Genomic DNA, 19,423 nt, shown 5'->3' with positions numbered 1-19,423 from the left:
TCGCAGTGGGGGCGCGTTAACACGCTCCTTGTTGTTCCAACCACGCGTTAATGCCGCCACGCAGGGAAACCACCTGTGAGTATCCGCGCTCGCGCAGAGCGTGGACGGCTTGGGCGGAGCGGATGCCGCTGGCGCAATATATAACGGCTACCTCGCCCGGTGCGATATCGGGGTTTTCACCGGCGAGGATGCGGTTGAGGGGCAGATGCGCTGAATTAGGAATGGTGGACCGGGCGCGCTCGGGGTCGGTGCGGACATCGATAAGCATGGCGTGAGCAGGGATCTCGCGGACCTCGGGGGCATCGTCCGGCTGGGTAGGCTCCGCCCCGGTGGAACGGATGGGGATATACTCCCACGTCCCAGAAAGGGCCTCGTAGTAGCCGAGCGTGCCCATAAGCGGGGTGCCGACGCCGGTAATGATTTTTAAGGCTTCCAAGGCCATCGCGGATCCCACCACGCCGACGATCGGCCCCAGAACGCCGGCCTGGGAGCACGAAGGAACCTCGCCTGGGGCAGGGGCAGTGGGAAAGACATCCTCGTACACGGGGCCCTTGCCCGACCAAAAGACGCTCATTTGCGCATCGAATCCCAAGATAGAGGCCCAAATGTGCGGAATGCCCAAGCTACGGGCGGCCCAAGAGCACAGGTAGCGGGCGTCGAAATTATCCGTGCCATCGAGGAGCACGTCGCAGCCGCGCAATTGCTCGAGGGCGGTGGCCGTTTCGAGGCGGCCGTGGCAGCTGATTTCTACCTCAGGATTGAGCGCGTGGAGGGCAGCCGCGGCCGACTCGGTCTTCGCGGTGCCAATGGTCGGGGTGCTGTGGATGACCTGCCGGTGCAGGTTGGAGGGGGAGACCACGTCGTCGTCGAAAAGCGAAATGCGGCCTACGCCCGCGCCAGCTAGGTAAAGCAGGGCGGGGGAACCCAAGCCGCCGGCCCCGATAACCGCTACGTGGGCTTGAGCGAGCTTGCGCTGTCCCTCCTCGCCCCAGAGCGCTTCTTGGCGGGCATAGCGGATGCTCATTCCAGACCCACCCAGTTAGTGGAGCCATCGCCGTGGCTTTGTTCCTTCCAGATAGGCACTTCTGCCTTGACGCGATCGGCGCATTCTTCGGCCGCGCGGAAGGCATCGCCGCGGTGCGCGGCGGCCGCAACTACGGCAAAGGCCATGTCGCCGACCTGAAGATCCCCCGTGCGGTGAGCGGCCCAGAGGCGCACCGGATGGCTGGAGGAGACGGCGTCGGTGATGTCCTGCAGCTTCTCTGGCGCGGAAGGGTGGGCGCTATAGGAAAGAAGGGTGACATTCGGCCGGCCGCCATCATGATCGCGGACGACGCCTTCAAAGGTGACAACGGCACCCATGGCGGCCGTGGCGGTTTCTTCCTTGGCAGCGGCAAGGTGGGATTCAAGGGGCTGATCGCTCAAAAGCGTGCCAATGGTGCAGCCGGTCTGTTCGGCCACATAGGAGGGATCAGTGCTCATGTACTCCTTCTAACATATCGACGATCGGAACAATTAATTTATCCAAAACCGCACAGCCGTCTTTTACCCCGCCGGTGGAACCAGGCAGCGTCATAGCAAAGGTGGAGTCATTAACACCGGCAATCGCGCGGGAAGCCACCGCGGTGGGCACGCTTTCCAAGCCTTTCTGCCAGAAGGCCACTGCGATGCCAGGCAGCTCGCGGGTGATATGCGGCGCGACAGCCTCTACCGTCTTGTCATCTTGGGTCAGACCGGTGCCACCAGAGGTCAAGATGACCGAGGGTTCTTCGGCGAAGGCGGCAGCAACGGTGGCGGCAATATCGGCATCGGGGACGATGCGTGCAGCGGGGCAGTCAAAGCCCTTGCGTCGCAGGAAATCTACCGCGATGGGGCCGGATCGGTCCTCGTAGATACCCGCGGCGGCGCGAGTAGAGGCGACGATGACGATGGCGGTGCGTTGCGGACTCATAGTGGGTAAACCTCGACTTCTTGGCCTTCCGCAAGGCGTTGGCCGGCAGGGATGCGGATGAGATGGGTGGCATCGGCCGCTTGGGCGAGCAGATGGGAGCTAGCGCCACCGAGGATATGGGCGTGGGAATCGACGCGCCCGCGGCGAAATTGGTCCTTGCATGGGAGGCCTTCAATGCCTGCCGCGAGCGGAACGCGGAATGGCTCCGGAGCCCAGCCCAGTGCCGGGGCCACGAAGAGGCGGAAACATACCAACGTGGAAATGGGATTTCCCGGCAGACAGATCACCGGCGTGCCGTGGAAAGCAGCGATACCCTGTGGCCCGCCAGGCTGCTGATCCACATGACCAAACCAGCCATCGAGCACTTGGCGTACTACTTCAAACTTCCCAGCAGAGATTCCGCCCGAGGTAATGATGGCGTCTGGGTGATGCTGCGCAATGGCTTCTGTCAAAGCGTGGGTTAAGGCCTGCGGGTCATCATCGGTGGTGATAAAGCCCGCGACGTCGATGCCGGCGCGGTGGGCCAATGCCGTCAATAGCGGCGCATTGGCGTCAGGAATGGCCGCGCTACCACTGCCAATCTCTGCTCCGCCGGTGCAGATGAGGATCCGGGCGGGGCGGTAGACCTCCACCTCGGCGATGCCTTGGGAAGCAAGGGCGGCCAAGCGGACCGGTGTGAGCTTATCGCCTTGGGCTGCCAGGAGGGCGCCTTCTTCTAAGTCCGAGCCGGCGCGGCGGATGAATTGCCCAGGTGAGGTCTCCGGCACGGTGACACGGTCACCCGGGGCGAGGAATTCTTGTGGTTCGCAGTGCTCAATAGGCACGATGGCTGCAGTTGCTTCCGGAACTTTGGCGCCGGTCATGATGGGGCAGGCCGCGTTGAGTGAGCCGTGGAGCACTTGGGCGGGCTCTGTGCCGGCGGCGATGGTGGGGCCTACCTGGTAAGTCCCGGCCGCACACTGGGGAAGGGCGTAGCCATCCATTTGTGAATTATCAAAGCGCGGGGAAGGGAAATCAGCGCGGATATCCGCAGCTAAGACCATATCCTGTGCCTGATTGAGGGCCACGGTGGTCACGTGACGTACGGGCAGGGCCGCGGCGACCTCGCGCGCGTGGGTTTCAGGTGTGCGCATGACGGTTAGTTTACCCACGGTCTCGACACGGCAGGGGTGCGTAGGCATAGTAGAAGGCATGTTGACCGTTCACTATTTCGCTGCCGCACGCGCCGCCGCGGGGGTGGCTTCTGAGCAGGTAGACGCTCCCGCTACCTTGGGTGATTTGGTAGTGCAGCTGGGCAAGGACCATACCGGCACCACTGCGGCCGGCATGAGCCTGAAAGAAGTGCTGGGGCGCTGTAGCTTTCTTATCGACGGCGCTGGGAACACCGTCATGGATTCCCCCCTGGCCGGCGTGACCCGCGTGGACGTCCTGCCGCCTTTTGCGGGCGGCTAATCGCGCTGGCGCAGCGGACTGGTAAAGAAATTGATGACGCTGCTGACAATGGAAAGCACGATGGCGCCGATAATCGCGGCGCCCCAAGAGTCGATGACAAGGTGGCCAATTCCGAGGTCAAGCGTATTGAGCGCCCACTCCACGATGATGAGCGCTGCGCCGTTTATGACGAGGGAGAAAAGCCCGAGTGTCAGGCACGTCAGCGGTGCGCCGAGGATGCGCAGCACCGGCGTGACTACGGCATTAATGATGATGAAGACGATGGCAATGGCGATGAAATTTCCGGTTTCAGCCGGAGTGATGGAGATTCCGGGAATGACAGTGACCACGGCCCACAGCGCCACCGCGATGGCAAAGACATTCAGGGCGAAGTTAATGAGCGATCGCATTTAGCCTCCTATGGTTGCGTTCCACGCCTGCAGTAAGGCGTCGGTTTCTTCCCTGGTGGTAACGGTAATACGAATGCCCTCGCTAAAGGCACGAACGAGCACGCCGCGTTCAGCTAGGTGGGCGGCTATCTCCTGTGGAGTGCCCAGACTGGCAAGATTCTTAGCCGGCAGCCACACGTGATTCGCCTCGGAATGCGGCACGCCCCAGTCCTTCAGGGCTGCTTCTAGGCGCTCGCGCTGGACGACGGTCTCCTCGGTACGCTCCCGCAGCGAATCCTGCGCCGCCAGTGCCGCGCGGGCGCCAACCTGTGCCACGGTGCTGGCGGAGAAGGGGATAGCCACCTTATTGAGGGCTTCAATGATATTTTCCGGGCCGAAGGCATAACCGATGCGGACCCCGGCCAGGCCATAAGCCTTAGAGAAGGTGCGCAGGCACACCAGGTTGGGATAGGTACCCACCAGCTCCGTGCCCAGCGGGGTGTCGGTGGCGCGGTTGTATTCGATATAGGCCTCGTCGAGGGCTACGAGTACGTCGGCAGGCACGGCATCCATGAATGCGGCGAACTCGGCCTTGGTAATCGTGGTGCCCGATGGGTTATTGGGATTGCACACGAAGATGAGCCTGGTTTTATCCGTGATTTTCTTCGCCATGGCAGGAAGATCCACGCGCTGATCTGTACTGAGCGGAACCGGGATAGGGTGGGCACCCACGACTTGGGCGAAGATGGGGTAGGCCTCGAAGGAGCGCCATGGGAAGAGGATTTCTTCGCCAGGGGTGGCGGCAATTTCTACCAGCTGTTGGCACAATGCGGAGGAGCCGGTGCCCACCGCTACCTGCTGCTGATCCACGCCCAGGTGCGCGGCTAGGTCCTCGCGCAGTGCGGTGGCCGCAATATCCGGGTAGCGATTAGCCTGTGCGGCTGCCTCCGCCATGGCCGCGGCCGCTTCTGGCAGGGGCGGGTGAGCCGCCTCGTTAGAGGAGAGCTTGAGTGCGTCATCGTTGCGCGCACCAGCGACATAGGCAGGGATGGCTTTCAGATCGGGGCGAATCATGCCTACCACTGTAGGGCCTGCGCCTTTGTTGCGGGAGCGAAAGCAGGGGGCTAGTTTGGCAGCGGCGGGGCAGGCAGGTATTCTCAAACGAGGTTCCTTGTGAACCGTGGAGATGTGCCAGAGCGGCCGAATGGGGCTCCCTGCTAAGGAGTTGACCCTTCTGGGGTCCGGAGGTTCGAATCCTCTCATCTCCGCCATCTAATCCCGAGCGCGCACGCTCGGGATTTTTTAATTCGCGTTTTCTATTCTCGTCGGCTCCGTAAAGCGGAGAAATCTGCTATTTGCGCTGGTACTTGGCGCAGCGGCGGAAGAGCGTGAGCATGCCAACGCCGAAGATGAAGCTTCCGGTAAAAGCCGCAGCGCGCAGGGAAGTGACCTCGTGGAAGAGGGCAGGCACCATGAGAATGGCGATAACAGAGCTAATGACTCCTAGGACGAGGAAAGTAATCGTCACGATAGGTCCCGGTGTGGACTGCTGCGGCATGGAGGTCAGTCCTTTCATCACTCAATTCTGATGAAAATAACTCTAGGTTGCCCTCCCAGGAGCTGCAATAGGAAATTCTTAAGGGATCAAGCAGGGCCTTAGGATTCTAGGGCAGGAAAGACCTCGTCGCACAGCAGGTGGGCGAGCTCCCGCTTTGGGTTGGTGGGGTCTACCCATGCGAGTTCGGCAATCTCTGCGGCTGCGCGGGCAAGGACTGGGCGCGGATAGGTAAAAATGTGGCCGCGCACGGTTTCGCCGGGTTCGTTGGCGGCCGGCGCGTCGAAGGTGCCGAGCAGGGAAAGCTCCGGGAGGCGGACCTCCACACCGATTTCCTCTGCGACCTCGCGGGCTGCGGCCTGTGCAGGGGTTTCGCCAGCCTCAAGTTTGCCGCCAGGTAACTGGAACTTGGTGGAAGAATCTTTGCGCACGGTGAGGATATGGCCAAAGGAATTACGGAAAACTACGGCGGCAACTTCAATCATGGGCCCGACTATAACTCGCTGCGGCGGTTTAATTCAGAATGCCGGGTGCCCACTCGCGCTCCACTTGGGCAAGCGCTGCTTCTATTTGTTGCTCTTTCAAGCCGATGTCGGGAGTACCGGCGGATACCGGGTCACCGGCGAGCACGGCCAGTAGTGCCCAGCCATTATTAACGGTGGGGCTCACACGCAGAGCGTCGGGGTTTTCCGCAATGGCAGTGCCATCTGACCTCATCAATTCAGGCGGATAGTCGACAGCTTTCACGGTTGCGAGCTCTGGTAGTACTTCCGTGGAGCCATCAGGAAAGAACACCATGATGCGCGCCTGGTGGAAGTAATAGTGGTCATCGCCTATAAGGTTCTTTTCTTCCTTGGTGTCAAAGTGGTAGAAGTTTCCCACCAGTACCGGATAAAACTCGAGCCAGTTATTGGCCCACGCTGTGCGGAGCAGAGTGCGCTCATTGTGGGTCGAGGTCAGCCAGCGAACGGGCTTGGAAATGCCGAATGCGATGATAGGCGGGCTGATGAGCAAAGCGATGCGGAAATCGAGTCCGGTAAGAGCAAAGGGGAAGAGCCCCAGAATTACGATGCTACCCATATGGAAGAGCCGGAAGAGGAAGTCGAATTTCGTATGGTTCTTGGAGGGGCACGGGCCGTTGTTAAAAACGGTCTCGCGCAAGCCGGTGGCATCGGGGCGGGTATTTGGGGTGCTGACGCGCTTGATGTTCTCTTTGCTGAAAAACTCGTCCTCGTTCGGGGAGGATGGCGCGTAGTTGCATAAGCGCAGGTTCATAGGGGATGGGTGCTCCTTTGCTCAGGGGGCTGGCCTGTGCCTATGAGGCTACGGAAAGGCGAAGCGTTGCGTGGGCTTGTCGCGACGCAAGAGACAAATGAATATAAAGTGGTGCCCATGAGTGACTCGAGGTTTCCCCGTTCGGTGTTTGCAGTTGGCACCGACCCTGATCCGCGTTTCACGCTCGCTAATGAGCGCACGTTCCTGGCGTGGATTCGCACTTCCCTGGCGTTGATTGCTGGCGGAGTAGCACTTGAGGCCTTTGACGTTCCGCTGCCAGGCACCCTGCGTGCCGCGGTATCGGTCTTCATGCTGATAGTCGCCATAATCTTGCCCGTGGTGGCGTGGGGGCATTGGAAGCAATCAGAGCGCGCAATGCGAGAGAATCGATCGCTACCGTTTAGTTTCGGCCTTCCGGTCCTTGTTGCTGTAATCGTGGTGGTGGCTGGTGCGCTTTTGGTAGGCGAGTTCCTTGTCTAACCAGCCCTTTGATCCTGGTCTGCAACCAGAGCGCACGCGCCTGTCTTGGCAGCGCACCCTTTTGGCGCTTTCCTTAGTGTTGCTAGGCGTGATGCGGGCGGTGAGTGTGCGCGTCTTCTTGCCGCTCGTCCTCCTTGCCGCCGGGGTGCTGGCGCTGGTCTTGGCGGTGTGGCAACGTGCCTCGCTTGTCGACGTCGCCCTGTCTTCCCAGGCTCCCCTTCCGCATGCAATCATTTTGGCCAGTACCGCCGGTCTGGTGTCTTTGCTGGCAGCCTTCGCCCTGTGGGGTCTATTCCTGTAGTCATCCCGGTGTCGTCATTGAGGTGGCTTCTGGGCGTCGTCATGCGGCCAGGGAGGATCTCTGGCGGATTTTCTGGGCAAATGACGTAGTCTAAGAAGGCTGAAGTCAATAACCTGGGGCTGGAAAGGCGGGTAGGCCATGGCGGAGACCACCGAGCGGGCTAGCGATATTGTCGAGGCATGGCTCAAACAAGAAGACGCCATTGACCCCACCAAGGCCCCGCGCCTCCAGGAACTCCTGGAGAGGGTGCCCCTGCAGGAACTCATCGCCGTCGTCGAGCGGCAAAATGCCGTCCGGTCGGCCTTGGCCCTGCGCTTGCTGCCGCGCCAGAAATCAATCGTCGTCTTTGATGCCCTCGATGCAAAGCATCAGGCCGATATCATCGATGAGCTGGGCAATGCTGATGTCTATGAGTTCTTCGACGAGCTTGACCCGGAAGACCGCGTGGCTTTGCTGGATGAGCTGCCCGCGGAGATTGCGGACCGGCTGCTGCGCTCACTGACTCAATCCAAGCGCGATGTCACGGGCGTGGTGTTGGGCTATGTCAAGGGTTCGGTGGGGCGCCGAATGTCACCCGAGGTGCCTGGAATCCACCCGGACATGAGCGTTAGGGACGCGCTGTTTAAACTGCGGGAGACCGCACATGAGCTGGAAACTATCTACACCGTGCCCATTACCCGCGAGGATAGGCGTCTTGTGGGGGTGGTGAGCCTGCGCGAAATCTTCACCGCTGATGCCGCGCTGACCATGGCCGATATTATGCACGACCCCATTTTTGCCCGTGCTAGTGCTGATGCGGAAGAAACCGCGCGTTGGTTCCTCCCATTGGACATTCTTGCGCTGCCAATCGTGGATGATTCGCACCGCTTGGTTGGTCTGCTGACGTGGGACGATGCTACGGACATTGTGGAGGAAGAAGATAGCGAGGACTCCGCTCGTGCTGGCGGTACCGAGGCCCTTCAACAGCCGTACCTATCCACGCCTTTGCTCAAGCTGGTGCGCTCGCGCATCGTATGGCTGCTCGTGCTGGCAGTTTCTGCGCTGTTGACTGTGCAAGTATTGGACTCCTTTGAAGGCACGCTGGCCAAGGCCGTGGTTCTCTCACTATTTATCCCGCTGCTGACCGGCACCGGTGGCAATACCGGCAATCAGGCTGCCACCACTGTGACTCGTGCTTTGGCGCTGGGCGATGTCCGCACCCGCGACCTCGTTGCCGTTTTGTGGCGCGAGCTACGCGTCGGCATGTTGTTAGGCGCCGTGCTCGGCTTGGCGGGACTGGGCCTGGCTACGCTGGTTTATGGCATGAGCATCGGCCTGGTCATCGGTTCGACGCTGTTTTTGATTTGCTCGATTTCTGCGACCGTAGGCGGGCTGATGCCCATCGTGGCTAAGACCATCGGTGCCGATCCGGCGGTCTTTTCTAACCCGTTTATCTCTACCTTCTGTGATGCTACGGGCCTCATTATTTACTTCCTCATTGCTAAGACCGTCCTGGGCATTTAACCCATCCTTCATCGATCGGGGGTGGAGGAGTGGTGGAACCATTTCTGGTTTTAGGCAGGTGTGGTGTGTGCTATTCGGGGGTGCGGGGGTGGTTTATTGTGACGGGATATGGTTTCTGCGTCACATGTTTTGTATGGTCAGTGCATGCTTCGCAGTGAATTAGATAACTTTCTATTTGCTGTCTAGGCCAGCTAATAACCTGGGAAGTACGGAGCATATCCCTCAGCACAGTCCTCTCTTAGTGAAGGAGCGCGCGGTATGACCACCCCGCATACTCACGAATCCACCGCCCACACCGAAGGTGACGAAGCCCCTAAAGTCCCACGCGGCGAATGGCGCCGGCAGTTTATTGGCCTCTTCGCGGGCTTGGCATTGGCGGTACTTGTCTTCTTTATTTTCCCCTCCAATGCCATTGAGACAGTCCAAGGCTCCTCTGGCGCAGATCCGGAAGCCGAGTACACGCTTGGTGCCATCCGCGCTGTTGCAGCGGTGACGATCCTTATGGGCGTGTGGTGGATGACTGAAGCTATTCCGCTCGCTGCCACCGCGCTGCTTCCGTTGGTTATTTTCCCTCTAGCTGGCGTCGGATCAATCAAGGAAGTAGGCGCCCCGTATGCCTCCGCCACCATTTACTTGTTCATGGGTGGCTTCCTCATCGCGCTGTCCCTGCAGCGCTGGAACCTGCACCGCCGCTTGGCCCTTTATGTGGTGAAGGTGATTGGTACCTCTCCCAAGCGCCTTATCTTGGGCTTTATGCTGGCCACCGGATTTTTGTCCATGTGGGTTTCTAATACGGCTACGGCCGTGGTCATGTTGCCTATTGGTACCTCGGTGCTCGCGCTGACCGCAGAGACCGTAGGTGGCTGGGAGAAGCAAAAGAAATTTGCCACGGCCCTCATGCTGGGCATTGCCTATTCCGCGTCCATTGGTTCGCTGGGCACGCTCATTGGCACCCCGCCGAATGCCTTCCTGAACGCGTATATGGCCGATACCTGGGGCGTTACCCTTGGCTTTGGTCGATGGATGGCGGTCGGTGTGCCGCTCGCCGTGATCTTCCTGCTGATTGCTTGGGCACTACTTATCACCATTTTCAAGCCAGAGATGAAGGATATTCCGGGCGGCCGTGAGCTTATCGACGATGAGATTAAGGCCCTCGGCCCTTGGACCCGCCCTCAGATTATGACCGGCATCATCTTTGTTCTGGCCGCCGCAGCGTGGGTAATCCTGCCGCTGGTGCTTAAGGAATTTGAGAACTATGACGATGCCATCGTGGGTATCGCTGCCGGCATCGTGCTCTTTATTCTTCCGGCGGATAATCAGCGTCGCACTCGACTGCTCGACTGGAAGACTGCCAATGAGATGCCGTGGGACGTTCTCTTGCTCTTCGGCGGCGGCCTGTCGCTGTCCTCGGTCTTTAATTCTTCCGGACTGTCCCTGTGGATTGGTGAGATGGCTAAGGGACTGAGCGTCCTCCCAGTTGTCCTTATCGTCGGCGCCGTAGCCGCACTGGTGCTCTTCCTGACTGAGATCACCTCTAATACCGCAACGGCTGCCACTTTCATTCCAATCATGGGCGGCGTTGCCGTGGGTATTGGCCTGACCGCGGAGGGAGATATCAACGTTCTTCTGCTCACCATTCCGGTGGCGCTCGCGGCAACCTGTGCATTTATGCTCCCCGTGGCCACCCCGCCGAACGCCATTGCCTATGGTTCTGGCTACGTCAAGATTGGCGAGATGATCAAGGGCGGTCTCGGACTCAATATCATCGGCATCTTCCTCATTACCCTTACGGTGTATCTGCTGGCAGTGCCTATCTTCGGCCTCTCAATCTAGGCGACATAGCCATTCCCTAATGAAAAACGTTATCATTAGGGAATGGCTACACCCGTTACCGTGCTGTCCGGATTTTTGGGCAGCGGAAAAACCACGCTTTTAAACCACCTGCTTGCTAACCGCGAGGGGCGCAAGCTGGCCGTCATTGTCAATGACTTCTCCGAGGTCAATATTGACGCCGCCCTCGTTGCCGGCGAGGGCCACCTTGAGCGCGGCGAGGATCGCTTTGTCGAGCTATCCAATGGCTGCATCTGCTGCACCTTGCGCGAGGATCTCATCGAATCCGTGGGCAAACTCGCCCGCTCCGGCCGCTTCGAGCAGATTGTCATCGAGTCCACTGGCATTTCCGAACCCATGCCCGTTGCGGCCACCTTTGAGTGGGAGTTTGAGGATGGCACGACGCTTGCCGAAGCCGCGTCTATCGACACCATGGTTTCCCTCGTTGACGCCTCGACCTTCCTGACGCACTTACGCCGCGGCAAGAGTCTCGCGTCCCAGAACATCGAAGCCACGCCTGGCGACGACCGCACCGTGGCTGACCTCCTAGTGGACCAAGTTGAGTTTGCTGACCTTATCCTCATCACCAAGACTGATTTGGTTGATGCTGCCGAAACCGAACGGGTCATCGCTACCGTGCGCGCCATGAACCCCCGTGCCCGCGTCGTGATTGTTACCAACGGTGTCATCGACCCGCGACTCGTCCTCGATGCCCACTTGTATGACACAGCTACCGCTGCCGCCTATCACGGCTACGCCGAAGAACTGGCCAACCCACATACTCCCGAGACCGAGGAATATGGCATCTCCTCGGTGGTCTTTCGTGCGGATCGGCCCTTTAATCGCGAGCGCTTACTTGCCGCCCTGCGGGCCAGCACCGGTCTTGTGCGTTCCAAGGGTTATTGCTGGATCGATACCGATCTGCGCGTTGCGCACGCCTGGCAGCAAGCCGGCCCGAACCTCCAGATCATGCCCGCGTCCCTCTGGGCGGCCAATGGCGTGACCCCTGGTGCTGAAATTGTTCTCATCGGCATTGACTTCGACCACGAGGCCACCCTGCAAGCTTTCCGGGACGCCCTGCTTTCCGACGCCGAAGTTGCCGCCCTCATTCCTTCCTAAAGCCTTCCTGCTTCTCGTGGGTAAACACCAAGTGAACTGGGGATTTGGTAGTTTCCCAGACCGTGGGTATAGTTACTTCTCGTTGCACAGCAGAGCACACGCACTGCTTACCAACGGTCTGCGCCCGTAGCTCAACGGATAGAGCATCTGACTACGGATCAGAAGGTTGGGGGTTCGAATCCCTCCGGGCGCACAAAATGAGCCGCCTTCGGGCGGCTTTTCTTGTATCTAATCTATTTCGCAGGTGCCCGTCTATGAAGTCTTCCTCATTGCTGCCGGGTCTCATTGCCGGCATTGTCCTTGGCCTCGCACTATGGCTCGGTTCTGGGAGCCTGTGGCTCCTTCTGGGCGGAGTTGTGCTTAGTCTAATATGCGCCCCGCTTCTCAAGCTTGCTGCTGATCCCTCTCGGTCGCGCAAATATCGCGATGATAGCTTCCGCGATTAGGCGGATTTTCACTGCCGCAATAAGTCATATGTAACCCCTTTATAAAATGCAGGACACGTATAAAACGTTCACAGTAACCTCCCAGACAGACTTAGTAGAAAAAGAAAGTCTTTATTAATAAGGGGACTGCGGCAACGCGCTCCCCTCTGTCTTGAAGGAGAACGCCCGGTGTCCGCATCTTCGCGCATCGTTGGGCTTGATATAGCCCGCTCACTTGCCATTATTGGCATGGTAGTCCTGCACATGGCCTCCCTCGTGTGGCATACCAAAGTCATTCTCAACGGCCTGCCCGCCGCGCTTTTTGCCATTTTGGCGGGCATCACATTGATGATCATTGCCCGCAATTTCACGGTGACGGCGCTTCGGCGCATCCTCGCCCGAGGCTGCATAATTACACTCATCGGCCTTGCTCTACTGCCCCTTGGAGGAGAGATTCAGGTCGTCCTAGTAGTAATTGGCATCACCATGATGTTGCTGTGCTGGGTTCCCCCGTTGCACTGGGCCTGGAAGCTAATCCTTTTCGCTGCGGCCACCGTAGCCGCGACCGTGAAATACGCTCCGCTGACCCTACCGCAGGTCTACCCACTGCTGGCCTATATCGCTTATTTCTTCGCCGGCATGCTGCTCTATGAAATCTATATTCGCAAGCAACGCGCAGCTGCGCAGTGGGCTTCCACTGCTATAGCCGGCATCGTTGCCGCTATCGGTTTTTACTTCCGCTTTACTACGGACATTCCTGGTTGGCTACGTTTTACCGGCCACACCGGCGTCGTGGGTGAGATCGTGCTGTCCATTGCCGTCGCTGCAGTCGTCCTACACCTCTGCCTGCTTGCTGGTCGAGCTGCGCCTAAGCTGGTCTATCCCTTTGCTGCGCTAGGTGCGATGTCGCTGAGCATCTACATCTTGCACGTGCTCACCGCTTACTACTGGCAAAGCCACATCGCCCTGCACAACACCGCCTGGGCCTGCGCTTTCATTGCCCTCTTCCTCGTTATCGCAACCCTGTGGCGCCGCCTGATAGGAAAGGGGCCGGCCGAATGGGCCGTCGCCAAAGCTATTTCCATCGCCGTTCCTGCCGGAAAGAAGGATTAATCATGCAGCACAAAATTTTCCCTGCCCTGCTCGCCGCCAGCATCGTGGCACTGACTGCCGCCCCGGCCACTGCTCTCGAACACGGCGATCCAGCTACGGACTCCCCGGAGGCCCATACTGTCGCCCAACTCAAGATAGGACGCGTGGGTAGCTTCGGTGATTGTACTGGTACTCTCGTGGCCGCCCAGTGGGTGCTCACCGCCCGCCACTGCCTCGAGTCCGTCAACAACGAGGGCACGCAGGCCCGCATCAATGGCACCACCTACGACGCCGATTCGTGGGCGCTATCCCCGCTTTCCGACGCCGCCCTTCTCCACCTCACCACCCCTGTCACCGATACAAACCCCGCAGAGATTTCCACCCAAGTTCCTGAACCAGGCAAACGCGGCACACTCTACGGCTGGAGCAGTAGCTCTTCTATGGCGCGCCGCGGTCAGCTGCCCCAAGCGGAAATGGAAGTGGCCGAGCTCCTCGGCGGTAGCCCCGCCGAACCTGCTGGCGCGGACGCTGCCGCGAGCGCCGGTGCGGATGCCGATGGCGGAGAAAGCGTTCCCGCGGCCGAGGCCATGCCGGGACTTAAAATGCCGGAGGGTACAGAAAGCGTGCCAGCCAGCGAGGCGATGCCGGGTGGGGCGCCAGATGGCCCGATGCCACTCATTGAAAGCGCCATCCTCGACGTACACTCCACCGGCCGAGCCGGCATGCAGGGTGGTGACTCCGGCGGCCCCTTCTTTGTAGACGGTAAGCTCGCCGGACTCGCCACGGCGGGCACCGCGAACGGGGACCCAGACTTGCCTTCACCTAGTGCGGCTATTACCACGCTGGCCGGCACCAAGGAGTGGATCGAGGGAGTAGTGAGCGGACGCGATAAGGAAGCGATTCTCACCGCGGAAACCACTCCCGAACCGCCGAAAACCCCGCAGACCAGCGCCGACCACGCTTGGTTTTATGCCGGAATAGCAGTGCTAGGTCTTATTGCCGCCGCGGTAGTATCCCGGATTCCTGGCCTGCGGGGTCGCAAGCGCTAGAAAATCTCGATGCGCCCGCCCAGGGACTCGGACTGGCGCAGCTGCGCCACCCAGTTCGGGCCGCCTGGGTGCAGGCGCAGCACCGGGCGGGAAGAAATCTTGATCGGGGAAACCGATTCCTTGCGCGCGCCAGAACGGGCATCGATACGGGTGCGGGCGCGATAACCGGCGTCGGAAAGCTCGGCGATGGAAGGCTCGGGGGAGTCGAGCTTCTCGCGGGCGTCGCGAAGCAAATCCAAGGCCTCGTCCAAAGCCTCCACCAACGCCGGGGCATTGGTTTCGCACATCTGCTGCACTAGCTCCGGGTGCGTACCGGCCACGCGCGTGGCGTCCTTGAAGGAACCGGCAGACAGGGACTGCGCCAAGATTCCGCCGTTATCGCCCACCACGGCGAGAATTTCGGCGAAGACATGCGGCAGGTGGGAAATGCGCGCCACCGCAGCATCGTGGTTAGCTACGCGAATAGGAACCGCCTCCGCGTGCACCATCTGCGTCATGCGTACAACCTCGGTAAAGGTCTCAATCCACTGCTTAGGAATCTTTTCCCCACGCGCCTCGCACTCTGCGGCATAGTCATAAGTAATGCCCCACGCCGCACGGCGGAAGAGGTCCCGCTGGGAGTTATCCCAACCGGACTTGGAGGTGCCCGCCATCGGGTGGCCGCCCACATAGCGCGATTCCATGCCGCGTTCGAGGACCTGCTGGCGTACCGCGGTCTTCACGGAAACCACATCTGTAATGCCGCAGCTAGGCGCGTGCTCCTGGATGGCAACGAGGACCTCGCCCACTGCGGTCATGGGAACAGCAATCACAATGAGCGCGTTTTCCGCTTCCGCGCGGGTCAAAATAGCGGGAAGATCATCGGTGACGTCAAAGCCCTGCTTTACTGCAGTGCGGGCGCCAGAAGTGGAGTGGTTATATCCAAAAACGGGGTGTTTATATCCGGCTAGATCGCGCAGCAGAGAGCCGCCGATGAGGCCGAGGCCAATAATGCAGATAGGGCGTTGAACATCTTGAGAACTCACGGTGACAATTGTGGCACAACACGACTAATCTCACGAGGTATGAGCAACGAAAATTACTCCTTCGCGGTAACCGTCGCCCGCACTGCGGGCCAGTGGCTGGTGCGCAGCTTCAACGATGACTTCGAGGATCCGCAGACCTCCATTAATGCGGTGCGCAGCCTGCGCTCTGAGGGCGCTGCGTTCGCGCTGCTGTGTGTGGAGGATGCCTATTTCATTGCCGTGCGCCCCGTGCCGGGCGGGGTGAAGATGCTCATTTCGGATGCCACCTATGGCGTTGATGATGACTTTGCGGCCGATTTCATGGATATCAACGACCATGAAATCCCGGATGTGGACCCTGAAGAGGCCGACCCTTATGGTGAGGGCGATTTCGATATCTTCGCCGATCTCGGCCTATCCGAGGATCAGGTGGGCTACATCATCGACAATGACGAAGACTGGCCTTCTGATATGTTGCTGCGCATCGCCGGCGAGCTCGGCTTCGGCGATGAACTGGAAGACATCATTGATAACGCCTGAGCCCCTCCTGCGCGCAGAGGCCCGCATGCGCCGCGCCCTGGACGTCGCCAAGTGCACCCCGGCAGGCGATGTGCCGGTGGGTGCGGTGCTTTTTGATGCCGCCGGAAAAGAACTCGCCACCGGAGTAAACCGTCGCGAGCAACGCGCCGATCCCACAGCCCACGCCGAGGTAGAGGCCATCCGGCAAGCAGTGCGCGTCTATGGAGACGGTTGGCGCCTTTCCGGCTGCGAGCTTGTCGTCACCTTGGAGCCTTGCGCCATGTGCGCCGGAGCCTTGCAGGCGGCGCGTGTGGGTTCGGTAGTCTTCGGCGCTTTTGAACCCAAGACCGGCGCGTGCGGCTCGCTAATCGATGTCCTTCGTGCCCCCACTGCGCCCTTTACCCCGCAGGTTCGCGGCGGCGTTCTCGAAGAAGAGTGCGCCGCGTTGCTCAGAAAATTTTTCGACGACCTGCGTTGAAAGTGCGTACACTGGTGCCCATACATTATCCGTCTAATCAAAGGAGTGATTATGGGCGATTTGGAAAACAAGAAGGACGGCCTCGTAGGCAAGGCAAAGGAAGCCTACGGCGAAGCTACCGGCAACGAGGACGTAGCTAACGAGGGCAAGGCCGACCAGGTCACCTCCGAGGCTAAGGACAAGCTGTCCGACGCTGCCGACGGCATCAAGGACAAGGCCAACAAGGTTATCGGCGGCCTGAAGGACGACTAATCCTCGTCCGTATTCCTGCATATCGCTGCGCTGGCACCCCGCTGGCGCAGCGATATTTTGATCAACACTACTTTCACGTCACACAACGCGGTGGCGTGTCCGAGCGGAAGAAGATAATCGCCTGCGAAAGCAACCATTGGCCAGGTCCCAACTGTGGTGCCATAATCACATCGCCAATTCCAGCTTTCTCGGAACCGGCGTCGGGTTTGAGCGGAAAGCAGCAGGTAGAACTACATATGGACAGACATATGGTAAAGCGTATGTCTTACCATATGCCTACACATATGTCCTGCCATACGGCACATACTGTGGGGAGTATATTCACCCGCACGCCCCGCCGTATCTAGGCGTTTTTCAACGCCCGATACACCGTAGGTCGGGTAACTCCGAATTCCCGCGCCAAGGCTGTTTTCGACTCCCCCGCCAATGCACGCCGCTTAATCTCCGCTACCTGTTGCGGGCTAAGCGCGGGTTTGCGGCCTTTGTACTTGCCGGCCTTTTTCGCCAACGCAATCCCCTCCGCCTGCCGCTCGCGGATAATGGCCCGCTCAAACTCCGCAAACGAACCTAAAATGCCCAGCATTAAATCCGCGCGCGGATCCGTGGTGTCTTTCGCAAACGCGAGATTCTCATGCAAGAAAGTAACAGTCACACCTTTGCCGGTGAGTTCATCAACAATACCGCGCAGATCTGTCAGAGAGCGAGCGAGACGATCAATCGATGACACGACGAGTTCGTCACCATCGCGCACATACGCCATACACTCGACAAGCCCAGGGCGGGCAGTCTTAGTGCGGCCGGAAATCTTATCTTCAAAGAACCGATCGATCCTGCCGGAAGCATTGAGTAGTTCTTTCTGGCGCTGATTATTCTGCTCCACCGTCGAAACACGGATATAGCCCACCCGCTGCCCACGCGAACCAGAGCTTTTGGCCATTAGTCTTCGCCCCGCGAGGGCGTAAAGGCAGCATTCTCCTGGGCGATGACCGCATCACGATACGACTCGATTGCGTCCGTAAGGGCGTACAGCTGAATGCCGTCGAGAGCATCAGCGTCAGCAAGCAAGGATTGCACAATCCTGCCCAACGCCTGCTGCCCCGACGAGAGTCCACCATGCAGATCTTTCACCCGCGCCAACGCGGGCACAGAGTCAATATGACTTTCAATATGGAAACCATCAGACGACAACACCACACTCACCACTTTCTGTAAACATAAGGCCTAGACCCTGCTAGACATGTGTAAAACAATTCTAGGAACGGCCCTATTTTACAGCAAACATTCCGCCGCAGGCACGTGTAACAATAGGGTGTACTCTATTGTCTAGGAGTGGTGCCCTTTATTTTGGGAGATTGCTTTTTAAGTGCTCTACGTAGGGGCAACAGTTCTGGAAGAAGAAGCTAGTCTTGAATCTTTCCTTGGTGAAACTGATTGAAGACGCTACCGGCGTAATCTTCGTCGAGTTCGTATTTCTGATCAGGAACTGTGAATGAGTTTCCTATGAGCTCTGGGAAGGTTATTGTTTGTTCTTCTCGGTCTCCGTTGGCAAAATGTTTTAGGGTTGTGTTGGGGTTCAATATGTTGAACAATCCAGTACGCAACGTCGTAAAAGGTTCGACTTTCGGGGCTATTCTCGGTGATTACTGGATTTAAATCGTTGGTAATGAGTTCTGTGGCTTGCCTTAAAAGCTTTCTATCCTTGGCGTTGGAGTAGCAGATATCGCCTTTCGGAGAGGCTCAGAGAGCTTGTAGACGAGGTTGTGGTTGACCCACCCAGCCCTTGTTGCGCAAGTCCAGCAGCAGTTGCCGGTAGCCGTAGCGATGCTTGTTGGCCTCGAAGCTTTCTAGGATTGCTTGCTTTACCGCGGCATGCTTATCCGGCTTACCGAGTCGCTTTTGGTGGGAGAAGAATGTCGCCCGTGGCATACCGTCTGCCGCGAGGAGATACTCCAAGCGGTGTTGCGACTTGAGGATGACGATCGCCTGGCCTTTCAGGCGCGTCCCCGATTTCTCAAGTTCCGCAATTTTTTAGGTAGACATTCTCGGCCCGCAACCGTTCGTTTTCGCGACGCAGTTTGTCTTCTTCAGTAAGCATCTTCGGCTTAGCTGAACCTTTAGGCCTGCCCTTCGACTTCGGCCTTAACGCGTCATCGTCGCCTTTGCGCCATTTTCGTAACCAATATTCGACCACTTGGTCCGACGACGGGCCAAGCTCACGGGCAAGAATCATCTTTGACTCGCTGGTGAGATGTCGTTGGACAACTTCCTTTTGACCTCGAAGGAGTACTGCTGCTTTGAAGGCTTTTCCACAAGGCACAGCTTGCCATGTAACAAGAACTGACGAAACAAAGCACGAACTGGATCAACACCAACACCAACATGATGAGCTGCAGCTCGGTGACCAAAACCCTTCTCAAAAGGGCCACTAAGTCTTCCTGTTGTCCTGCAGACAACCGTGCGCGCATACAACTGCTCCCCACTAGTAGGTAACTGATTTCTCAGTCCGACTAATGGGGATCAGTTCAATTTAGAGGGGGAACTTTTGGTTTCCGTTTGCATCTTAGTTTGGGGAATTAATTATAGAGGGTACCCCCTTACCGCCGATAGCGTCGTCGACTTTATTGAAAGCAAATAAGCGGGTGAGGGGGGGGGCGGAATCAAGCGGTGGATGCGCCACGCTTGAATAGTTCGTTAAGTATTTCACGTGGGGTTGCGCCGCCGAGGATTTGTCGGGGTGTTTCGTTGAGCTCATTTTGCACCCACGCGACAT

24 protein-coding genes, 2 tRNA genes and 1 pseudogene are annotated in these 19,423 nt (G+C 58.7%); 14 read left to right on the top strand and 13 right to left on the bottom strand.

The genetic code is table 11. From position 1 onward, the window contains the following. Positions 1-16: 16 nt before the first annotated feature. From MHK05_RS09390 to MHK05_RS09375, 4 genes are read right to left on the bottom strand one after another with little or no spacing between them, the layout of a single operon-like run. On the bottom strand, positions 17-1,024 hold the full coding sequence (locus MHK05_RS09390; RefSeq protein WP_239206299.1) for a ThiF family adenylyltransferase: 1,008 nt from the start codon (positions 1,022-1,024) through the stop codon (positions 17-19). Next, positions 1,021-1,482 carry a molybdenum cofactor biosynthesis protein MoaE gene (locus MHK05_RS09385; protein ID WP_239206296.1) on the bottom strand — a complete coding sequence of 154 codons (462 nt, stop codon included), beginning with the start codon at positions 1,480-1,482 and terminating at the stop codon, positions 1,021-1,023. The genes MHK05_RS09390 and MHK05_RS09385 overlap by 4 nt, the downstream gene beginning before the upstream one ends. Beyond that, positions 1,472-1,951: a MogA/MoaB family molybdenum cofactor biosynthesis protein gene (locus MHK05_RS09380; RefSeq protein WP_023020358.1), complete on the bottom strand. Its 480-nt coding sequence runs from the start codon at positions 1,949-1,951 to the stop codon at positions 1,472-1,474. The genes MHK05_RS09385 and MHK05_RS09380 overlap by 11 nt, the downstream gene beginning before the upstream one ends. Further along, positions 1,948-3,084 carry a molybdopterin molybdotransferase MoeA gene (locus tag MHK05_RS09375; RefSeq protein ID WP_239206294.1) on the bottom strand — a complete coding sequence of 379 codons (1,137 nt, stop codon included), beginning with the start codon at positions 3,082-3,084 and terminating at the stop codon, positions 1,948-1,950. The genes MHK05_RS09380 and MHK05_RS09375 overlap by 4 nt, the downstream gene beginning before the upstream one ends. Positions 3,085-3,142: 58 nt before the next feature. Between MHK05_RS09375 and MHK05_RS09370 the strand changes: the two genes are divergently transcribed. Then, positions 3,143-3,403, top strand: a complete 261-nt coding sequence (locus MHK05_RS09370; RefSeq protein WP_023027795.1) for a MoaD/ThiS family protein — start codon at positions 3,143-3,145, stop codon at positions 3,401-3,403. On the opposite strand, the gene MHK05_RS09365 is transcribed toward MHK05_RS09370, so the two are convergent. After that, complete coding sequence (locus tag MHK05_RS09365; RefSeq protein WP_023020361.1) at positions 3,400-3,792, bottom strand: phage holin family protein; 393 nt, start codon at positions 3,790-3,792, stop codon at positions 3,400-3,402. The genes MHK05_RS09370 and MHK05_RS09365 overlap by 4 nt on opposite strands. Further along, positions 3,793-4,845: a histidinol-phosphate transaminase gene (hisC, locus tag MHK05_RS09360; protein ID WP_034656168.1), complete on the bottom strand. Its 1,053-nt coding sequence runs from the start codon at positions 4,843-4,845 to the stop codon at positions 3,793-3,795. A gap of 108 nt (positions 4,846-4,953) precedes the next feature. On the opposite strand from hisC, the gene MHK05_RS09355 reads away from it, so the two are divergent. Further along, positions 4,954-5,042, top strand: a tRNA-Ser gene (locus MHK05_RS09355). 80 nt (positions 5,043-5,122) lie between these two features. Here MHK05_RS09355 and MHK05_RS09350 read toward each other — a convergent pair. From MHK05_RS09350 to MHK05_RS09340, 3 genes are all read right to left on the bottom strand, one after another. Then, positions 5,123-5,347 (bottom strand): hemolysin III family channel protein, encoded by a 225-nt coding sequence (locus MHK05_RS09350; protein ID WP_200288390.1) that lies wholly within the window; start codon positions 5,345-5,347, stop codon positions 5,123-5,125. A gap of 80 nt (positions 5,348-5,427) precedes the next feature. Further along, the gene (locus tag MHK05_RS09345; RefSeq protein ID WP_023020363.1) at positions 5,428-5,811 is read right to left on the bottom strand and encodes an NUDIX hydrolase; all 384 of its coding nucleotides are present in this window, start codon (positions 5,809-5,811) and stop codon (positions 5,428-5,430) included. Between the two features lie 28 nt (positions 5,812-5,839). Further along, positions 5,840-6,601 (bottom strand): hypothetical protein, encoded by a 762-nt coding sequence (locus MHK05_RS09340; RefSeq protein WP_023020364.1) that lies wholly within the window; start codon positions 6,599-6,601, stop codon positions 5,840-5,842. Positions 6,602-6,718: 117 nt separating this feature from the next. Between MHK05_RS09340 and MHK05_RS09335 the strand changes: the two genes are divergently transcribed. From MHK05_RS09335 to MHK05_RS09295, 9 genes are all read left to right on the top strand, one after another. Then, on the top strand, positions 6,719-7,081 hold the full coding sequence (locus tag MHK05_RS09335) for a YidH family protein (protein ID WP_049359000.1): 363 nt from the start codon (positions 6,719-6,721) through the stop codon (positions 7,079-7,081). After that, on the top strand, positions 7,074-7,382 hold the full coding sequence (locus tag MHK05_RS09330) for a DUF202 domain-containing protein (protein WP_049358905.1): 309 nt from the start codon (positions 7,074-7,076) through the stop codon (positions 7,380-7,382). Before MHK05_RS09335 ends, MHK05_RS09330 begins: the two co-directional genes overlap by 8 nt. Before the next feature lie 138 nt (positions 7,383-7,520). Next, complete coding sequence (gene mgtE, locus MHK05_RS09325) at positions 7,521-8,885, top strand: magnesium transporter (protein WP_023020367.1); 1,365 nt, start codon at positions 7,521-7,523, stop codon at positions 8,883-8,885. 258 nt (positions 8,886-9,143) lie between these two features. Further along, positions 9,144-10,718: an SLC13 family permease gene (locus MHK05_RS09320; protein ID WP_239206292.1), complete on the top strand. Its 1,575-nt coding sequence runs from the start codon at positions 9,144-9,146 to the stop codon at positions 10,716-10,718. 42 nt (positions 10,719-10,760) lie between these two features. Further along, positions 10,761-11,834, top strand: a complete 1,074-nt coding sequence (locus tag MHK05_RS09315; RefSeq protein WP_239206290.1) for a GTP-binding protein — start codon at positions 10,761-10,763, stop codon at positions 11,832-11,834. Between the two features lie 120 nt (positions 11,835-11,954). Beyond that, positions 11,955-12,027 (top strand) — tRNA-Arg (locus MHK05_RS09310). Positions 12,028-12,088: 61 nt separating this feature from the next. Then, positions 12,089-12,280 (top strand): hypothetical protein, encoded by a 192-nt coding sequence (locus MHK05_RS09305; RefSeq protein WP_239206288.1) that lies wholly within the window; start codon positions 12,089-12,091, stop codon positions 12,278-12,280. A 168-nt stretch (positions 12,281-12,448) separates the two neighbouring features. Next, positions 12,449-13,372, top strand: coding sequence for a DUF418 domain-containing protein (locus tag MHK05_RS09300; RefSeq protein WP_239206286.1), 924 nt, complete (start codon positions 12,449-12,451; stop codon positions 13,370-13,372). A gap of 2 nt (positions 13,373-13,374) precedes the next feature. Further along, a complete protein-coding gene (locus MHK05_RS09295; RefSeq protein WP_239206284.1) occupies positions 13,375-14,400 on the top strand; it encodes a trypsin-like serine protease in 1,026 nt (341 codons plus the stop codon). Here the strand turns inward: MHK05_RS09295 and MHK05_RS09290 are convergent. Beyond that, a complete protein-coding gene (locus MHK05_RS09290) occupies positions 14,397-15,425 on the bottom strand; it encodes a prephenate dehydrogenase (protein WP_239206282.1) in 1,029 nt (342 codons plus the stop codon). The two genes, MHK05_RS09295 and MHK05_RS09290, sit on opposite strands and share 4 nt — an antisense overlap. Positions 15,426-15,464: 39 nt before the next feature. Here MHK05_RS09290 and MHK05_RS09285 point away from each other — a divergent pair, with 39 nt between their 5' ends. Genes MHK05_RS09285 through MHK05_RS09275 form a run of 3 tightly spaced genes read left to right on the top strand, consistent with a single transcriptional unit; the run spans position 15,465 to position 16,653 of the window. Beyond that, the gene (locus tag MHK05_RS09285) at positions 15,465-15,944 is read left to right on the top strand and encodes a tRNA adenosine deaminase-associated protein (RefSeq protein ID WP_239206280.1); all 480 of its coding nucleotides are present in this window, start codon (positions 15,465-15,467) and stop codon (positions 15,942-15,944) included. A gap of 25 nt (positions 15,945-15,969) precedes the next feature. Then, positions 15,970-16,401: a nucleoside deaminase gene (locus tag MHK05_RS09280; protein WP_239206353.1), complete on the top strand. Its 432-nt coding sequence runs from the start codon at positions 15,970-15,972 to the stop codon at positions 16,399-16,401. 51 nt (positions 16,402-16,452) lie between these two features. Next, positions 16,453-16,653, top strand: a complete 201-nt coding sequence (locus MHK05_RS09275; RefSeq protein ID WP_023022030.1) for a CsbD family protein — start codon at positions 16,453-16,455, stop codon at positions 16,651-16,653. 343 nt (positions 16,654-16,996) lie between these two features. Here the strand turns inward: MHK05_RS09275 and MHK05_RS09270 are convergent, their stop codons facing one another. The 3 genes and pseudogenes from MHK05_RS09270 to MHK05_RS09260 all read right to left on the bottom strand — a co-directional run. Continuing rightward, positions 16,997-17,590, bottom strand: coding sequence for a recombinase family protein (locus MHK05_RS09270; protein WP_239206278.1), 594 nt, complete (start codon positions 17,588-17,590; stop codon positions 16,997-16,999). After that, entirely contained in the window at positions 17,590-17,727 is a 138-nt protein-coding gene (locus tag MHK05_RS09265) for a hypothetical protein (RefSeq protein ID WP_239206276.1), read from the bottom strand. Before MHK05_RS09265 ends, MHK05_RS09270 begins: the two co-directional genes overlap by 1 nt. Before the next feature lie 656 nt (positions 17,728-18,383). After that, a pseudogene (locus MHK05_RS09260) lies at positions 18,384-18,972 on the bottom strand (IS3 family transposase); the annotation flags it as partial. Between the last annotated feature and the right edge of the window lie 451 nt (positions 18,973-19,423).

The organism is Corynebacterium nasorum (genome assembly GCF_022347325.1).
Taxonomy (GTDB): domain Bacteria; phylum Actinomycetota; class Actinomycetes; order Mycobacteriales; family Mycobacteriaceae; genus Corynebacterium; species Corynebacterium kefirresidentii.
This window is presented reverse-complemented; position numbering and strand designations above follow the sequence as displayed.

Excerpts from the sequence above, each read along its gene's own strand:
- MHK05_RS09390 (WP_239206299.1), bottom strand. The coding sequence starts at position 1,024 with ATGAGCATCCGCTATGCCCGCCAAGAAGCGCTCTGGGGCGAGGAGGGA.
- MHK05_RS09385 (WP_239206296.1), bottom strand. The coding sequence starts at position 1,482 with ATGAGCACTGATCCCTCCTATGTGGCCGAACAGACCGGCTGCACCATT.
- MHK05_RS09380 (WP_023020358.1), bottom strand. The coding sequence starts at position 1,951 with ATGAGTCCGCAACGCACCGCCATCGTCATCGTCGCCTCTACTCGCGCC.
- MHK05_RS09375 (WP_239206294.1), bottom strand. The coding sequence starts at position 3,084 with ATGCGCACACCTGAAACCCACGCGCGCGAGGTCGCCGCGGCCCTGCCC.
- MHK05_RS09370 (WP_023027795.1), top strand. The coding sequence starts at position 3,143 with ATGTTGACCGTTCACTATTTCGCTGCCGCACGCGCCGCCGCGGGGGTG.
- MHK05_RS09365 (WP_023020361.1), bottom strand. The coding sequence starts at position 3,792 with ATGCGATCGCTCATTAACTTCGCCCTGAATGTCTTTGCCATCGCGGTG.
- hisC (WP_034656168.1), bottom strand. The coding sequence starts at position 4,845 with ATGATTCGCCCCGATCTGAAAGCCATCCCTGCCTATGTCGCTGGTGCG.
- MHK05_RS09350 (WP_200288390.1), bottom strand. The coding sequence starts at position 5,347 with ATGAAAGGACTGACCTCCATGCCGCAGCAGTCCACACCGGGACCTATC.
- MHK05_RS09345 (WP_023020363.1), bottom strand. The coding sequence starts at position 5,811 with ATGATTGAAGTTGCCGCCGTAGTTTTCCGTAATTCCTTTGGCCATATC.
- MHK05_RS09340 (WP_023020364.1), bottom strand. The coding sequence starts at position 6,601 with ATGAACCTGCGCTTATGCAACTACGCGCCATCCTCCCCGAACGAGGAC.
- MHK05_RS09335 (WP_049359000.1), top strand. The coding sequence starts at position 6,719 with ATGAGTGACTCGAGGTTTCCCCGTTCGGTGTTTGCAGTTGGCACCGAC.
- mgtE (WP_023020367.1), top strand. The coding sequence starts at position 7,521 with ATGGCGGAGACCACCGAGCGGGCTAGCGATATTGTCGAGGCATGGCTC.
- MHK05_RS09320 (WP_239206292.1), top strand. The coding sequence starts at position 9,144 with ATGACCACCCCGCATACTCACGAATCCACCGCCCACACCGAAGGTGAC.
- MHK05_RS09315 (WP_239206290.1), top strand. The coding sequence starts at position 10,761 with ATGGCTACACCCGTTACCGTGCTGTCCGGATTTTTGGGCAGCGGAAAA.
- MHK05_RS09305 (WP_239206288.1), top strand. The coding sequence starts at position 12,089 with ATGAAGTCTTCCTCATTGCTGCCGGGTCTCATTGCCGGCATTGTCCTT.
- MHK05_RS09295 (WP_239206284.1), top strand. The coding sequence starts at position 13,375 with ATGCAGCACAAAATTTTCCCTGCCCTGCTCGCCGCCAGCATCGTGGCA.
- MHK05_RS09285 (WP_239206280.1), top strand. The coding sequence starts at position 15,465 with ATGAGCAACGAAAATTACTCCTTCGCGGTAACCGTCGCCCGCACTGCG.
- MHK05_RS09280 (WP_239206353.1), top strand. The coding sequence starts at position 15,970 with ATGCGCCGCGCCCTGGACGTCGCCAAGTGCACCCCGGCAGGCGATGTG.
- MHK05_RS09275 (WP_023022030.1), top strand. The coding sequence starts at position 16,453 with ATGGGCGATTTGGAAAACAAGAAGGACGGCCTCGTAGGCAAGGCAAAG.
- MHK05_RS09270 (WP_239206278.1), bottom strand. The coding sequence starts at position 17,590 with ATGGCCAAAAGCTCTGGTTCGCGTGGGCAGCGGGTGGGCTATATCCGT.